The organism is Burkholderia sp. Ax-1720 (assembly GCF_011753035.1).
GTDB classification, from domain to species: domain Bacteria; phylum Pseudomonadota; class Gammaproteobacteria; order Burkholderiales; family Burkholderiaceae; genus Burkholderia; species Burkholderia gladioli.
Genome location: NZ_VWWK01000005.1, coordinates 16,980 through 32,791 on the forward strand (window position 1 = coordinate 16,980; position 15,812 = coordinate 32,791).

A 15,812-nucleotide genomic window follows, 5' to 3' on the forward strand; every position below is an offset into this window, starting at 1 on the left:
GCCTAGCGGCCGCCAGCCGGTTGGTCCAGCGCCTCCAGCACCTCGCGCGCGGCCTGCACCACGGCCTCGGCGGTGATGCCGAACTTGCGATAGACCGCCTCGTACTTGCCCGATTCGCCGAAGTCGTGCATGCCGACGAAGCGGCCCTCGGGGCCCAGGTAACGCTCCCAGCCCAGCTCGACGGCGGCCTCCACGGCCACCCGCGCGGGTGAGTCGCCGAGCACCGCGCGGCGGTAGGCGGCGTCCTGCTCCTCGAACAGCAGCCGGCACGGCATCGATACCACCGCCGTCGGCACGCCTTGCGCCTGCAGCGTCTCGCGTGCCTTCACCGCCAGTTGCAGCTCCGAGCCGGTCGACAGCAAGGTCAGCCGGCGCGGGCCGCCCTCGGCCTCGTGCAGCACGTAGGCGCCGCGCGCCGAACGGTTCTCGCCGGCAGCGTCGCGGCGCAGCAGCGGCAGCGATTGGCGCGACAGCGCGAGCAGGGCCGCGCGGCGCGGTTGCTCCAGGATCAGTTCCCAGCATTCGGCGGTCTCGACCGCGTCGGCGGGGCGATACACGCCGAGCTGTGGAATCGCGCGCAACGCGGCCAGGTGTTCGACCGGCTGGTGGGTCGGGCCGTCCTCGCCGAGCCCGATCGAGTCGTGCGTCATCACGAAGATGGTGCGGATGCGCATCATCGCGGCCAGGCGGATCGCCGGGCGGCAATAGTCGGAGAAGCACAGGAAGGTGCCGCCGTAAGGGATCAGCCCGCCGTGCAGGGCGATGCCGTTCATGGCGGCCGCCATGCCGTGCTCGCGCACGCCGTAGTGGATATAGGCGCCGTCGTAGCGGCCCGGGGCGATCTCGACCTGCTGCTTCGTCTTGGTGTTGTTCGAGGGCGTGAGGTCGGCCGAGCCGCCCAGCAGCTCGGGGATCGCCGCGAACAGGCGGTCGAGCACGGCGCCGCTGGCCTTGCGGGTGGCCATCTCGTCGCCGCTGTCGACGAAGGCCCGGCGCGCCTCGGCGATCGCCTGTTTCCAATCGGCCGGCAGCTTGCCGTCGTTGCGGCGCTCGAACTCGCGGCGCAGCGCATCGGGCGCCTGCTTCACACGCTCGGCCCAGGCCATGCGCGCCTCGCGCCCGCGCGCGCCGATCTCGCGCCATTCGCGCAGCAGCGCGTCGGGGATCTCGAACGGCGGCGAATGCCAGCCGAGCCGCTCGCGCGCGCCGGCGATCTCCTCCTCGCCGGGCGCGTCGCTGTGCGCCTTCTGGGTGCCGGCGCGGGTCGGCAAGCCGAAGCCGATGATGGTGCGGCAGGCGATCAGGGTCGGCTGCTCGTCGCTGGCGCGCGCGGTGGCGATCGCCTCGTGGATCGCGTCGGTGTCGTGGCCGTCGATCTCCAGCACCCGCCAGCCGGAGGCGCGGAAGCGCTCGATCTCCTGGTCGGAGACGGCCAGCCGGGTGGGCCCGTCGATCGAGATCGAATTGTCGTCCCAGAACGCGATCAGCCGCCCCAGCTTGAGATGGCCGGCCAGCGAGATGGCCTCCTGGCTGATGCCCTCCATCAGGCAGCCGTCGCCGAGGAACACGTAGGTGTAGTGGTCGACCAGCTCGCCGCCGAACTTCGCGTTGAGGATGCGCTCGGCCAGCGCCATGCCGACCGATTCGGCGATGCCCTGGCCGAGTGGCCCGGTGGTCAGCTCGATGCCGTTCGCGTGGCGGTATTCCGGGTGGCCGGCGGTCTTGCTGCCGACCTGGCGGAAGTTTTGCAACTGCTCGATCGTCATGTCCTGGTAGCCGGTCAGGTAGAGCAGGCTGTAGAGCAGCATCGAGGCATGGCCGTTCGAGAGGATGAAACGGTCGCGATCGATCCAGTGCGGATCGGCCGCGTCGAAGCGCAGGAAGTCGCGGAACAGCACGGTGGCGATGTCGGCCATGCCGAGCGGCGCGCCGGGATGGCCGCTGTTGGCGTGCTGGACCGCGTCCATCGACAGGAAGCGGATGCAGTTGGCCAGCTCGCGCAGATGCGGGTCGCGCGGCGCGGGCAGCGGTGCCGAGGCGGCGGAGCCGGAAGCGGGGGATGGTGCGGATGTCATCGAAGGGCCCTCGTTCGGTGTCGTTGGATGGCGGAGATGGCGGACAGGCCGCGCGCGGCCGGGCGGGACATGCAGAAATTACCCGGCCCACGCTAGCACGGCGACGGCGCGGCACGCCGCTGCCGGGGCGGTGCGACGGGCATCGCGGGGCGCGGGGCCCGGCGAGGCCGCGCGGCTACCCTCGGCGAGGGGCAATCCCCGTGCCCGGAGCGAGGGCCATGCCTCGACCCGGCAGGGTTAACCGGGGCGCCTGGAACCGGTGCGCCGCCTTGCGATCCGCTGTCGCGCCGCGATCGATGCCGCTAGAATCGAAGCGTTCCCCACTATCGCGGCGCCCGCCGCCCCCGACCGTGACCACCACCGTGGAACAGTTGAAAGCCGGCAAGCTCGCCGGCGCCCGGCAGTTGAAGCTTGCCGCCGGCCTCACCGAATTCCCGCGCGAGATCTTCGAGCTGGCCGACACGCTCGAGGTACTCGACCTGTCGGGCAACGCGCTCACCAGCCTGCCCGACGACCTGCCCCGCCTGGGCCGCCTGCGCGTGCTGTTCGCCTCGAACAATCCCTTCACCGAACTGCCGCCGGTGCTCGGCGAGTGCGCGCAACTGAGCATGGTCGGCTTCAAGGCCAACCGGATCCGCTCGGTGCCGGGCGCGGCCCTGCCGCCGCGCCTGCGCTGGCTGATCCTGACCGACAACGAGATCGAGACGCTGCCGCCCGAAATCGGCCGCTGCGCCGAGTTGCAGAAGCTGATGCTGGCCGGCAACCGGCTGGCCGCGCTGCCCGGGGAGATGGCGGCCTGCACGCGGCTCGAGCTGGTGCGGCTGGCGGCCAACCGCTTCGAGAGCCTGCCCGAGTGGCTGCTGCGGCTGCCGCGCCTGGCCTGGCTCGCGTATGCGGGCAACCCGTTCGCCGCGGCGCTGGAGGCCGAGGCGATGGCCGACAGCTCGGTGGCCACGATCGCCTGGCACACGCTCGCGCTCGGCCAGAAGCTCGGCGAGGGCGCCTCGGGCGTGATCTATCGCGCCACGCGCCTGTCGGCCGATCATCATCCGCAGCAGGCGGTGGCGGTGAAGCTGTTCAAGGGCGCGGTGACCAGCGACGGCCTGCCGGACCGCGAGATGGCCGCCTGCCTGCATGCCGGCACGCATGCCGGCCTGATCGGCGCGCTGGGCCGCCTCGGCGGCCATCCGATGCAGGAGCAGGGGCTGGTGATGCCGCTGGTCGAGCACGACTTCGAGAACCTGGCGGGACCACCGAGCTTCGACAGTTGCACGCGCGACGTCTATGCCGAGGATCGACGCTTCAGCCTCGGCACCACGCTGCGGATCGCGCACGGCATCGCCTCGGCGGCCGCGCATCTGCATCGGCGCGGCATCGTGCATGGCGACCTGTATGCCCACAACATCCTGCACGACGGCGCCGGCCATGCGCTGCTCGGCGATTTCGGCGCGGCCTCGCTGTACGACACGCAGGACGAGGCGCGCCGCTTCGCCCTGCAGCGCATCGAGGTGCGGGCCTTCGGCTGCCTGCTGGAGGAGTTGCTGGAGCGCACCGAGGCGGGCCGCTCGGCCGCGCTCGACGAACTGGCGGCGCTCGCGGCCGCCTGCCTCGGGGCAGAGGTGGCCAGCCGCCCGAGCTTCGAGTCCATCGTCGAACGCTTGCGCGCGCACCTGAAATGAGCGGCCGGCAGGCCCGGCTTGCCGCTACAGCGTGCCGGGCCGCGGATCGGGCACGAAGCCGTCGCGATTCGGCATCCTGACCCGGGGCAGCGTGGTCGCGTCGAGCGTGGTGCCGTCCGGCACGATGCCGTTGCGGTTGAGCAGGTAGGCGCTGAGCGCATACACCTCGTCGGCGCTCAGCGAGCCGGGCGCGTTGTAGGGCATGGCGCGGCGGATGTAGTCGAACAGCGTGGTCGCGTAGGGCCAGTAGCTGCCGACCGTCTTCTTCGGCTTCTGGCTCGCCAGGCTGCCGATGCCGCCCACCAGCGGATCGCCGATGCCGCCTTCGCCCTTCGCGCCGTGGCACATCGCGCATTTCTGCTGGTAGATTTGGCCGCCGTGCGCGACGCTGCCCGAGCCGGGCGGCAGGCCCTGGCCGTCGGGCCCGATATCGATGTTCCAGGCCGACAAGGCGGCTTCGGTCACGGGCTGGCCCAGATTGTATTGATGCGCGGGCGTGGTCGCCGTCAGGGCTGCCGGCCCGGTCCCGCCGCCGCCGCCGCCGCTGCCGGTGCAGGCCGAGCCCAGCGCCACGGCCGCCAGCGCGGCCAGCAGGATCCGGATCGACACGCCGGGCCGGCTTGCTCCTTGGTGTTCAGGCATTGCGCACCTCGCCGCTCGCATCGACATGCCAGTTCTGGATGCCGTTGTAGTGGTACTCCGAATTCAGGCCGCGCACGGCCACCAGCGCCTCGCGCGTCGGCTGCACGTAACCGGTCTCGTCGATCGCGCGGCTCTGCAGGTCGGCGGGAGCGCCGTCCCAGTTCCAGTCGGCCTCGAAGCGCGTCAGCGCGCGATCGTGCACGGCGCCCGTGAGCCGCGCCTCGCGCCATTGGCGGCCGCCGTCGGTCGACACCTCCACGCGACGAATCCGGCCGCGCCCCGACCAGGCATAACCGCTGACGGCGTAATAACCGCGCGCGCCCAGGCGATGCCCGGCCGAGGGGCGCGTGATCACCGATTTCGCATCCATCTCGAACACGAACTGGCGCGCGCAGCCGTTGGCCAGCAGGTTGGTGTACTTCGAGGTTTCCTCGCGCGTCATCTCGGGCGCCGCGATCAGCTTCAGGCGCCGCAGCCACTTGATGTTGGTATTGCCCTCGAAGCCGGGCACGATCAGCCGCAAGGGATAGCCGTTCTCCGGCCGCAGCCGTTCGCCGTTCTGCGCATACACCACCAGCGCGCGATCGAGGATGCGGTCGAGCGGAAGGCTGCGCGTCATGGCCGCGCCGTCGGCGCCTTCGGCCAGCAGCCAGTGCGCCGAGGGATCGATGCCGGATTGGTCGAGCAGGGTGGCCAGCGGCACGCCGGTCCATTCGCAGCAGGACAGCAGCCCGTGCGTGAACTGCACCGGCTGGCCGCTCGGGCCGTTCCATTCGCTGCGCGTATTGCCCGAGCATTCGAGGAAGTGGATGCGCGTCTCGGAGGGAAAGCGCAGCAGGTCGTCCAGCGTGTAGAGCCGCGGCTCGCGCACCAGGCCGTGCACGGCCAGGCGATGCTGGTCGGGATCGATGGCGGGCACGCCCGCGTGATGGCGCTCGTAGACGAGGCCGTTCGGCGTGAGCGTGCCGTGCAGCTCGGCCAGCGGCGTCATCGACGAGCCGGAGCCCGGCATCGCGGCCGGCCGCGCGCTGCGGCGGATCACGTCGGCTTCGTGTTGGCTCGGCAGGCCATAAGGCGGCGTGAGCAGCGGCGCGCCCGGCTCGCGGGTCCAGGGCGCGACCTCCAGCGGCGCGGTGGCGGGCACCGGCGTGACGGCCGTGCCGTCGCCGGCGGCGCGCGCCACGCCGGGTAGCAGGGTGGCCGTCATGGCGCCGGCCGTGCCCATGGCGAGCCGGCGCATGGCGCCGCGGCGCTCGGGTGAATCGAGCGCGCCGTTCGATGAGGCGTTCGGGTCTGGCATGTAGGGCGTCTCCGGGGCGGCGTGGGGCGGGTTCGGTGTTGTGTGCCTTGCGGATCGCAGGGCGGTGGCGGGCATCGATGCATGCCGCGCTCGATTGTTATCGACGCGCCGATGCGCCGCAAACGAGGAATCGCGCTATGCAAACCGCTTGGGGTTCGATGCCGGCGGGATGGCAGGGGGCGGCATCGCATGCCGGCGCGCGAAGCTCGCGGCGACGGCCCGAAACCGGCGATATGTCTTGCTGGATATGGCGGGCGAGGCGATCCGCATGCGAAGCGGATCAGCAGCGAATGTGCCTGCGAGGTCGTGACGCGCGAGCCGGGCGACAGGGAAATGAAAGCGCGGACGGGGCGAGTGCGCAACGCAACAGAAATTTCTGTTGATTCTCATATTTCTGTCGTTACAGAAATATGAGAATATTCGGCTCGTGTCCACCGCTTCGCACCTCGGCTGGATACCCCGTATCGAGGTGCCTGTCGAAAAGGAATCCTGGTCATGACGCCCGCCGCGCTGGTGCTGTACTTCGATGGAAGCTGTCCGATCTGCGTCGACCAGATGCAGCGTCTTCGGGGCTGGGACGCGCATCGCCGGCTGGGCTTCGTGGATATCGCCGCGCCCGGCTTCGATCCCGCGCCGCTGGGCATGGAGCTGGGCGCAATGAACCGCGAGATGCACAGCCGCACGGCCGACGGGCGCGTGCTGGTGGGAATCGATTGCATGCTGGCCGCCTATACGCTGGTCGGGCGCGGCTGGCGTGCCTGGCCCTTGCGCGTGCCGGGGCTGCGCGACGTATTCGCGGGGTTGTATCGCGTGCTGGCGCGTCATCGACACGCCGTCTCCCGCCGCCTCGGCTATCGCCTGCAGCCCGCCTGCGACAACGGCAGTTGCGCGCTCCACGGCAATCCCTTCCTGAAGAACGAGGCGCCTGCCGGCGAGGCTTCCGGTGCGGCGCCGGCTGCCGCGGATCGGGGCCCGCAGCGCTCGAAACGCGATTGGGTCGTGACCTGGATGTACGCCGCCGCGATCGCGCATCTGCTCGTCGGCGCGCTGCTGCCCTGGCTGGCCGGCAGCTCGCTGCTCGACGGCTATCAACAGGGCATCGAAGCGCATTTCTGGCCGGGCGCCGCGCCGGCCGAGGCGCGCCTGCAGCAGCAATGGTGGCTGGCCCTGTTCGGCGCCACCGTGCAATGCGCGGGCGTCTGGATGCTGGCGCTGGTCCATCTCGGCAACCGGCTGCGGCAGCGCGCGGCCTGGGGCTGGCTGCTGGCCGGGCTGCTGCTCTGGGCGCCGCAGGACATGCTGATCTCCTGGCAGGCGCGGGTCGGCTCGCATCTCGTGGCGGACGCGGCGGCGCTGCTGCTGATGGTGCCGCCGCTGCTATGGCTCTGGAAGGAGGACCGCGCATGAACACCGTGCCCGCGCTCGACTGGGCCGTCAGCCTGCTGATCGTGCAGGGCTTGATGGGCGGCTTCGATACGCTCTACCACCATGAATTCACCGAGGATCTCGCGCATCGCCCCAAGGCGCGCCTGGAGCTGGCGATCCATGCCGTGCGCGCGCTGCTGTATGGCCTGGTCTTCGCGTCGATCGCGCACCTGGCCTTCCTCGGCGCCTGGACGCTGGCGATCGCCGCGCTGGTGCTGGTCGAGGTGCTGCTGACCTTGTGGGACTTCGTGGTGGAGGACGGCAGCCGCAAGCTGCCCGCCACCGAGCGCGTGCTGCACACGCTGCTCGCGATCAACGGCGGCGCCGTGTTCGGGCTCTATGCGATGCAGCTGTGGCACTGGGCGTCCTTGCCCACGGCGCTGATGCGGCTCGAGCTGGGATGGCGCGGCTGGCTGCTGAGCCTGTTCGCGCTCGGCGTGGCCGTCTCGGGCCTGCGCGACGGGCTGGCCGCCTGGCGCATGGGGCGGCGCGCGGCGTCCGCCAATCCGTTCGCGGGGCAGGCGCATCGCAGCGTGCTGGTGACCGGCGGCACCGGCTTCATCGGCGAGGCGCTGGTCGGGCAATTGCTCGATGCCGGCCACCGCGTCACGCTGCTGGCGCGCTCGCCCTTGCGTGCCGCCTATCAGTTCGGCGGGCGCGTGCGCTGCGTGACGGCGTTCGATCAGTTGCATGCGCACGAACATTTTGATGTGGTGATCAACCTGGCCGGCGCGCCGGTGCTCGGGCCGCGCTGGAGCGCGAAACGGCAGGCGACGCTGCTGGCCAGCCGGGTGGGCGTGACCGAGGCGCTGCTGCGCTGGGTGGAGGGCGCCGCGCATCGGCCGGCGCTGTGGATCCAGGCTTCGGCGATCGGTTACTACGGCGTGCGCGCGCCCGAGGAACGGCTGGACGAGAGCAGCCGGCCCGGCAGCGGCTTCATGTCGGAGCTGTGCCGGCGCTGGGAAGCCGCCGCCGCGCCGCTCGATGCCTGGCCGATCCGCAAGGTGGTGCTGCGGCTGGGGCTGGTGTTCGGGCCGGGCGGCGCCTTGCCGCCGATGCTGCTGCCCTATCGCGTCGGCCTGGGCGGGCGCCTCGGCGATGGCCGGCAGGTGATGAGCTGGATCCATCGCGACGACGTGCTGCGCCTGGTCGCCGAAGCGATGCATCGTGAGGCGATGCACGGCGTCTACAACGCCGTGGCGCCCGAGGCGCCGAGCCAGGCGGAATTCGCGCGCACGGCGGGGCGGGTGCTGCGACGGCCGGCGTGGTTCCGGCTGCCGGCGGCGCCGCTGCGTCGGGCGGCGGGCGAGATGGCGGAGCTGCTGCTCGACGGCCAGCACGTCGTGCCGGCGCGCCTGCAGCGCGAGGGTTTCGTGTTCCGTTTCGCCGGCCTGGAGGCGGCGCTGCGCGATCTCGTCGAGCGCTGATGCCGGGCCGGCTGGCCGATGCTCAGACCTTCGCGAGCAGGGCGATCAAGGCGATCGCGGCCGGCAGCGCCTGCACGAACAGGATGCGGCGGCTGGCGGTGGCCGCGCCGAACACGCCGGCGACGATCACGCAGGCCAGGAAGAACAGCTTGAAGGCCTGCCCGTCGAGGGCGGCCAGGCCATAGATCAAACCGGCCGCGAGGAAACCGTTGTAGAGGCCCTGGTTGGCGGCGAGCACGCGCGTCTGCTGCGCGAATTCGGCCGTCAGCCCGAACACGCGCCGGCCCTTCGGCGTGGTCCAGAGGAACATCTCGAGCACCACGATATAGATGTGAATGGCGGCGACCAGGCCGATCAGGATGTTGGCGATCATTGTGTTATCGATTCGATGTTGTTGTGATTGGCGGTGAAGCGACGGCTCGCTGGCGCGAGCGCTGGCAGGGTAACACGGCGCACCCGGGCGCCGGTCGACGAAGGCTTCGAGAACCGATGCGATCAGGGCATACCCGTAAGTGGCCCGGATGGCGTTGACGGTTATTTTTGGCGGCCCTACATTCGAGGCCATGGTGGATGGGCAAGGCCCGGCCACCATCGCGGCAACGTTGCCGCGTCGAACATGGAAGGCTACGTAGCCCCCGAACTTGCGTGAGAACGCCGGTTCGGGGGCTTTTTGCTTTTGGAGAACGAATTGGACAAGCCATCACGCCTCGCCGAGGCGTCCAGCCAGGCCTTGCCCCTGGTCGCCTGCGTGCAGATGGAGCCGCGGGTGGGCCAGACGCGGGACAACGTCGAGGCATCGATCCGCTACATCGAGCAGGCCGCCGCGCAGGGGGCCTCGCTCATCGTGCTGCCCGAACTCGCCAACAGCGGTTACGTGTTCGCGAGCCGCGCCGAAGCCTTCGCGCTGTCCGAGCCGCTGGCCGACAGCGAGACGGTTCGCGCCTGGTCGGAGGCCGCGCGCCGGCTCGGCGTGCACCTGGTGGCCGGCATCGCCGAGCGCGAGGACCAGCGACTCTACAACTCGGCCGTGTTCATCGGCCCGGCCGGCCTGATCGGCCGCTACCGCAAGCTGCATCTCTGGGGCCAGGAGAACCTGTTCTTCGAACCCGGCAACCTCGGCGTGCCGGTGTTCGACACCGCATTCGGGCGCGTGGCCGTGGCGATCTGCTACGACGGCTGGTTTCCCGAGGTGTTCCGGCTGGCGGCCGGGCAGGGCGCGGACCTGGTCTGCGTGCCGACCAACTGGGTGCCGATGCCGGCCCAGCCCGCCGATCGCCCGGCCATGGCCACCACGCTGGCGATGGCGGCCGCGCACAGCAACGGCCTGATGATCGCCTGCGCGGACCGGATCGGCTCGGAGCGCGGCCAGTTATTCATCGGCCAGAGCCTGATCGTCGGCGGCGACGGCTGGCCGCTGGCGGGCCCGGCGCCGCAAGACCAGGCCGCGATCCTCTACGCGCCGCTCGACGTCGAGCGGATCCGCGCCGGCCGCGCGCTCAATGCCTTCAACCACGTGCAGCGCGATCGCCGCCCGGAGGCCTACGAGGCGCCGAGGCCCGCCGAGCTCGCGTCCAGCCGGCCTTGAAGGCCGGCGCCCCACATTCAGCAATCCCGATCATCACACGATTCATCCTCATCAAGGAGCTCCACATGTCTGCATTCAAACTTCGCGGCATCGCCGCCGTGCTGGCCGCGCTGGCCTGGTTCGGCAGCGCCGCGTCGGCCGCCGAGCCGATTCGCGTCGGCGTGGCCGTCGGCCTGTCGGGCGCCAACAGCGTGGTGGCGCCGGCCGTCGTGCAGGCCTCGCAACTGGCCGTCGACGAGATCAACGCCGCGGGCGGCATCCTGGGGCGCAAGCTCGAACTGGAGATCGCCGACGACGCATCGGGCGCGGTAGGCGCGCAGAAGGCCTACGACACCCTGGTGTTCCAGAAGAACGTCGACGCGCTGATCTCGATGGAGACCAGCGCGGCCCGCAACGCGGCGCTGCCGGCGGTCGCCCGCGGCCGCAAACCGCTGATCTATACCTCGTTCTACGAGGGGCGCTCGTGCAGCCCCTGGATGTACGTGAACGGCTGGGTGCCCGAGCAGCAGGTCGCGCCGGTGGTGGACTACTTCATGAAGAACAAGGGCGCCAGGCAGTTCTACCTGGTCGGCAACGACTACGCCTTCGGCCGCGGCATGCTCGAGTTCGCCAGGAAGACCATCGAGCAGCATGGCGGCAAGGTGGTGGGCGAGGAATACCTGCCGATCGACGGCACCGACTGGACGCCGATCCTCTCGAAGATCCGCGCCGCGCATCCCGACGCGCTGATCAGCGCCACCGCCGGCGGCGCGCCGAACGTCTCGCTCGCCAAGCAGTTGAAGAGCGCGGGGATGACGCTGCCCTACGGCAACCTGGCGATCGACGAGGCCACCGCGAAGAGCATGGGCGACGTCGCCGGCGGCATCTACATGGCGGGTTCCTACTTCACGAGCATCGATACGCCGGCCAACCGCAAGTTCCTCGCGGCCCTGCAGCAACGCTTCGGGCGCGAGCTGAAGACGCCCAACGAACTGTCGGAGCCGCAATACGAGGCGTTCTACCTGTACAAGGCGGCCGTCGAGAAGGCCGGCGGCACCGATCCGGCCAAGGTGGTGCAGGCGCTCGGCACGGTGAGCTTCGACGGTCCGCGCGGCAAGGTGAGCATGGATCGCAGCCACCACACGCCGCTCTCGATGCGGCTCGGCCAGATCCAGCCCGACGGCGGCGTGAAGATCCTGCAGACCTTCCCGAACGTCGATCCGGGCGCGCAATGCCCGAATCTCAAGCAATGACCTCCCGGAGGAAACGCTCATGGTCCTCGCTCTGGATGTCCTGACCACCGCCGCCTTGCTGTTCATCGTGACGGCGGGCCTGATGGTGATCTTCGGCGTGATGAAGATCGTCAATTTCGCGCATGGCGCGCTGCTCACGATGGGCGCCTATGCCAGCTTCATCGTCACGCAACTGAAGCTCGATCCCTGGTTCGGGGTGCCGCTGTCGCTGGCGGTCGGCGTCGCGGTGGGCATGCTGGTCGAAGCGGCGATCGTGAGGCCGCTCTACAAGCGGCCGCTCGACGCGATCCTGGCCACCTGGGGGCTCGGCATCGTGATCGGCCAGTTGATCGTGATGGGCTTCGGGCGCGAGGTGCAGTTCGTCGAGGCGCCCGTCAACGGCGCGCTGTCGGTGGCCGGCACGGCCTATTCGGCGTACCGGCTGCTGCTGGTGCCGATCGCGATCGTGCTGTGCGCCGCCTTGAGCGCGCTGCTGAACGGCACGCGCTTCGGCGTGAAGACGCGCGCCGTGATCATGAACGAGGACCTCGCGCGCGGCCTGGGGATTCACTCGGGGCGCATCCGCTTCATCACCTTCAGCCTTGGCGCCGCGCTCGGCTCGCTGGCCGGCATGCTGATCACGCCGCTGTCCAGCGTCGATCCGAACATGGGGCTGCCGTACCTGGTCAACGCCTTCATGCTGGTGATGGTGTCCGGCTATTCGATGCTCGGCCTGCTGCTGACCTGCCTGGTGTTCGGCGCCTGCCAGGTGCTGGTGAGCACCTTCGTCAGCCCGGTGCTCGGCGGCCTGACCATCGCGGTGCTGGCGGCGCTGACGCTGCGCGTCTTTCCCAAGGGGTTGTCCCATGCCTGACGTCAAGACCTGGTTTGCCGGGCGCGGCCTGGGCGAACATCGCGAACCGCCGGCGCCCGGGCGCAAGGGCGCGCTGCCGGGCGGCCCGCTGGCGCTGGCCGCGCTGGCGCTCGCGCTGCTCGCCGGCGGTCCCTTCCTGTTCGGCACCTACCTGCTCAACGTGCTGATCCAGGCCTTCTTCTTCTCGATGGTCGCGGTCACGGTCGACCTGCTGTGGGGCTACACGGGTTACCTGAGCTTCGGGCAGTCGGCCTTCTTCGGCATCGGCGCCTACGCGGCGGCCCTGGTGTTCACCCACGGCGGCTTCTCGCCCGGCTACGTGCTGCTCGCGCTGGGCATCGCGATCGCGGCGGCGGCGCTGGTCGCGCTGCTGCTGGGCTGGCTGTCCTTCTACCGGGGCGCCTCGCCGTTCTTCGCCACGGTCATGTCGCTGGTGCTGCCGATCGTGCTGAGCCAGCTGCTGTTGTCGGGCGGCGAGTGGACAGGCTCGAGCTCGGGCCTGACCGGCTACCCGATGTTCGACCTGTCGCTGTCGGCCTGGTACTGGATCGCGGGCCTGGGCCTGGCCGCGATCGTGCTGCTGGCCTGGGCCGTGGTGCGCAGCGACGGCGCTCGCGTGCTGCTGGCGATCCGCGATAACGAATCGCGCTGCGCCTACCTGGGCATCCGCACCTCGCGGGTCAAGATCGTGCTGCTGGTGGCGGCGGCGATCGTCGCCAGCGTGGCCGGCTTCGGCTACGCCAGCTTCAGCGGCGTGGTCGCGCCCGAGCTGACCGGCTTCGTGCTCGGCACGCAGCTGATCATCTGGGTGGCGCTGGGCGGGCGCGGCACGCTCTGGGGGCCGGTGCTCGGCGCCTTGCTGATCAACGTGGCGACCTCCTACCTGAGCGGCAGCATGCCGTTCGCCTGGCAGTTGATCCTCGGCGCGGCCTTCGTGCTGGTGATCGTGCTGCTGCCGCAGGGGCTGGTGCCGCTGCTGGCCTGGCCGTTCCGGCTCGATCGCGCCGCGCGCACGCCGCGGCTGGTCGAGCGCGCCGCCGGCGCGGCACGGGTGGCGGCGCCTGACGGCCCGGCCCTGCGCATGGCCGGCGTCGAGAAACGCTTCGGCAGCCTGAAGGTGTTGCAGGGGATCGATTTCGAGGCGCGCGCGGGCGAGCTGGTCGGCCTGATCGGCCCGAACGGCGCCGGCAAGACCACGCTGATGCGCTGCATGAGCGACGGCGCCGAGCGTTCCGCCGGCACCGTCGAGCTGTGCGGGCACGACATCCGGCGCCTGGCGCCCGAGCACGGCGTGCGCTTCGGGCTCGGGCGCAAGTTCCAGAACGCCAACATCTTCGAGACGCTGAGCGTGGCCGAATGCCTGCGGATCGCCGGCGCGCTGGTGGAGCGGCCGTCGCTGCTGCGCCGCGCGCCGACGCTGGCGCTGCCGGCCTATGCGCTGGAAGTGATGCGCGCCACGCAGCTGGACCGCAAGCTCGCGGTGACGGCCAGGGATCTCTCGCACGGCGAGCAGCAGGCGCTCGAACTGGCGATGGTGCTGGCGCTGGAGCCGCGCATCGTGCTGCTCGACGAGCCCACCGCGGGCCTGACCAAGACCGAGCGCACCCGGATCGGCGCGGTGCTGGCCTCGCTCGCGCATCGCCATGGGCTGTGCTGCCTGCTGGTCGAGCACGATCTCGAGTTCGTCGAGGAGATCGCGACCCGCATCGTGGTGCTGCACCAGGGACGCATCGTGATGGCGGGCAGCTTCGACGAGGTGGTCCATTCGGAGCTGGTGCGCACCATCTACGCCGGGACCGGCCAGCCGACCGGCGACGCCGGCACGGCAACACAAGGAGATGACCGATGAGCGCCATGGCATTGCAGGTCGAGCGCGTGACCAGCGGATATCGCGCCTCGATCGTGCTGCGCGAGCTCTCGCTGTCGATCGCCGAGGGCGAGACGCTGGCGCTGCTCGGCAAGAACGGCATGGGCAAGACCACCTTGCTGAAGACGATCATGGGCTACCTGCCCAGCCAGGGCGGCGCGATCCGCCTGAACGGCAGCGAGATCACGCGGCTGCCGCCGCATCGCATCGCGCGGGCCGGGGTGGCTTACGCGCCGCAGGAGCATGCGCTGTTCCAGGACCTGTCGATTCGCGACAACCTGCGCCTGGGGCTGGCCGATCCCTCGGTGTTCGACGCGCGCTTCGAGGAGGTGGTCGAGGTGTTCCCGGTGTTTCGCACCCGGCTCGGGCAGCACGCGGGCACGTTGTCCGGTGGCGAGCAGAAGATGCTGCTGGTGGCGCGCGCCCTGATGATGCGCGCCTCGCTGATCCTGCTCGACGAGATCACCGAGGGCCTGCAGCCGTCGGTGATCGAGCGCCTGGCCGAGGCCTTGCGCTGGGAGCGGCAGCGCCACGGCACCACGCTGCTGCTGATCGAGCAGAACGTGCCGTTCGCGCTGGGGCTGGCCGATCGTTACGCGGTGCTCAAGCAGGGCGAGATCGTCGAGCAGGGCGCGGCGAGGGACCCGGGCGCGGCGGCGGCGATCTTCGAGCATCTGAGGGTGTGAGGCGATGGCGGACATGAACCCTTTCAGCGGCACCGCCGACGCGCGGCAACCGCCGGACGCGCTGCCGCTGTGCGCCTGTTTCGCCACCGGCGGCACCATCGCGATGAAGCTCGATCCGGTGACGCGCGCGGCGGTGCCGGCGCTCTCCGGCGAGGACCTGCTGGCGAGCGTGCCGGCCATCGCCCGGGTCGCGCGCCTGGAACTGGCCGAGTTGTTCAAGCTGCCGTCCGACTACATGGAGCCGTCGCGCTGGCTCGCGCTGCACCAGGCGGTATCGGCGGCGCTGGCGCGCGAGGAGATCGCCGGCGCGATCGTCTCGCACGGCACCGACACGCTGGAGGAGACCGCCTGGTTCCTGGACCTGACGATCGCCTCGGCCAAGCCGGTGGTATTGACGGGCGCCCAGCGCAATGCCTCGTTCCCCGATTCCGACGGCCCGCGCAACCTGCTGAACGCGGCGCGCGTGTGCGTGGCGCCCGAGGCGCGCGGGATGGGCACGCTGGTGGTGCTCAACGGCCAGGTCAACGCCGCGCGCGAGGCCACCAAGACCCACACGGCCGACGTAGAATCCTTCAAGTCGGGCGACCACGGCTGGCTCGGCAGCGTCGACGACGATCGCCTCGTGATGTCGCGCGCGCCGCTGCGCCGGCAGCATGTGCCGCTGGTGGCGGCCGAGCTGCCGCGCGTGGAGATCGTGCCGATGTACGCCGGCGCCGACGGCACGCTGCTGCGCGCGGCGGTGGCCGCGGGCGCGGCCGGCATCGTGGTGGCGGCGCTCGGCTTCGGCAACGTCAACCGGGAACTGTTCGTCGCGATCCGCGAGGCGCTGGCCGCCGGCGTGGTGGTGGTGATCGCCACCCAGGTGCCGAACGGGCGGGTTCGCCCCGCCTACGGTTTCGAGGGCGGCGGCGGCACGCTCGCGGCCGCCGGTGCCGTGCTCGCCGACAACCTGGGCGCCCGCAAGGCGAGAATCCTGCTGATGCTGGCCTTGCAGACCCAAAGCTGCCCGGCGGCAATCCAGGCCCTGTACGATCGATAGGA

The 15,812-nt window shown here is 70.6% G+C and carries 13 protein-coding genes; 9 read left to right on the top strand and 4 right to left on the bottom strand.

What is annotated here, in order from left to right; genetic code table 11:
* Window positions 1-2: 2 nt before the first annotated feature.
* A complete protein-coding gene (tkt, locus tag F3J18_RS02815; RefSeq protein ID WP_166911242.1) occupies window positions 3-2,075 on the bottom strand; it encodes a transketolase in 2,073 nt (690 codons plus the stop codon).
* A gap of 350 nt (window positions 2,076-2,425) precedes the next feature.
* On the opposite strand from tkt, the gene F3J18_RS02820 reads away from it, so the two are divergent.
* The gene (locus F3J18_RS02820) at window positions 2,426-3,754 is read left to right on the top strand and encodes a leucine-rich repeat-containing protein kinase family protein (RefSeq protein WP_166911244.1); all 1,329 of its coding nucleotides are present in this window, start codon (window positions 2,426-2,428) and stop codon (window positions 3,752-3,754) included.
* Between the two features lie 24 nt (window positions 3,755-3,778).
* Here the strand turns inward: F3J18_RS02820 and F3J18_RS02825 are convergent, their stop codons facing one another.
* Window positions 3,779-4,396 carry a cytochrome c gene (locus tag F3J18_RS02825; RefSeq protein ID WP_166911246.1) on the bottom strand — a complete coding sequence of 206 codons (618 nt, stop codon included), beginning with the start codon at window positions 4,394-4,396 and terminating at the stop codon, window positions 3,779-3,781.
* Window positions 4,389-5,696 (bottom strand): sulfite dehydrogenase, encoded by a 1,308-nt coding sequence (gene soxC / locus F3J18_RS02830; protein ID WP_240156349.1) that lies wholly within the window; start codon window positions 5,694-5,696, stop codon window positions 4,389-4,391. The genes F3J18_RS02825 and soxC overlap by 8 nt, the downstream gene beginning before the upstream one ends.
* Before the next feature lie 495 nt (window positions 5,697-6,191).
* On the opposite strand from soxC, the gene F3J18_RS02835 reads away from it, so the two are divergent.
* Window positions 6,192-7,103, top strand: coding sequence for a DUF393 domain-containing protein (locus F3J18_RS02835; RefSeq protein WP_025101309.1), 912 nt, complete (start codon window positions 6,192-6,194; stop codon window positions 7,101-7,103).
* Window positions 7,100-8,548 carry a TIGR01777 family oxidoreductase gene (locus F3J18_RS02840; RefSeq protein WP_166911248.1) on the top strand — a complete coding sequence of 483 codons (1,449 nt, stop codon included), beginning with the start codon at window positions 7,100-7,102 and terminating at the stop codon, window positions 8,546-8,548. Before F3J18_RS02835 ends, F3J18_RS02840 begins: the two co-directional genes overlap by 4 nt.
* A gap of 22 nt (window positions 8,549-8,570) precedes the next feature.
* On the opposite strand, the gene F3J18_RS02845 is transcribed toward F3J18_RS02840, so the two are convergent.
* A complete protein-coding gene (locus tag F3J18_RS02845; protein ID WP_017918246.1) occupies window positions 8,571-8,921 on the bottom strand; it encodes a DUF1304 domain-containing protein in 351 nt (116 codons plus the stop codon).
* A gap of 381 nt (window positions 8,922-9,302) precedes the next feature.
* Between F3J18_RS02845 and F3J18_RS02850 the strand changes: the two genes are divergently transcribed.
* From F3J18_RS02850 to F3J18_RS02875, 6 genes are all read left to right on the top strand, one after another.
* Window positions 9,303-10,133, top strand: a complete 831-nt coding sequence (locus F3J18_RS02850) for a nitrilase family protein (protein WP_166911345.1) — start codon at window positions 9,303-9,305, stop codon at window positions 10,131-10,133.
* A gap of 65 nt (window positions 10,134-10,198) precedes the next feature.
* A complete protein-coding gene (locus tag F3J18_RS02855) occupies window positions 10,199-11,365 on the top strand; it encodes a substrate-binding protein (protein ID WP_025101306.1) in 1,167 nt (388 codons plus the stop codon).
* Window positions 11,366-11,384: 19 nt separating this feature from the next.
* Entirely contained in the window at window positions 11,385-12,218 is an 834-nt protein-coding gene (locus tag F3J18_RS02860; RefSeq protein WP_017918249.1) for a branched-chain amino acid ABC transporter permease, read from the top strand.
* Window positions 12,211-14,067 (top strand): branched-chain amino acid ABC transporter ATP-binding protein/permease, encoded by a 1,857-nt coding sequence (locus F3J18_RS02865; protein ID WP_166911250.1) that lies wholly within the window; start codon window positions 12,211-12,213, stop codon window positions 14,065-14,067. Before F3J18_RS02860 ends, F3J18_RS02865 begins: the two co-directional genes overlap by 8 nt.
* Complete coding sequence (locus F3J18_RS02870; RefSeq protein ID WP_166911252.1) at window positions 14,064-14,771, top strand: ABC transporter ATP-binding protein; 708 nt, start codon at window positions 14,064-14,066, stop codon at window positions 14,769-14,771. The genes F3J18_RS02865 and F3J18_RS02870 overlap by 4 nt, the downstream gene beginning before the upstream one ends.
* 13 nt (window positions 14,772-14,784) lie before the next feature.
* Window positions 14,785-15,810 (top strand): asparaginase, encoded by a 1,026-nt coding sequence (locus F3J18_RS02875; RefSeq protein ID WP_240155312.1) that lies wholly within the window; start codon window positions 14,785-14,787, stop codon window positions 15,808-15,810.
* Window positions 15,811-15,812: the final 2 nt, after the last annotated feature.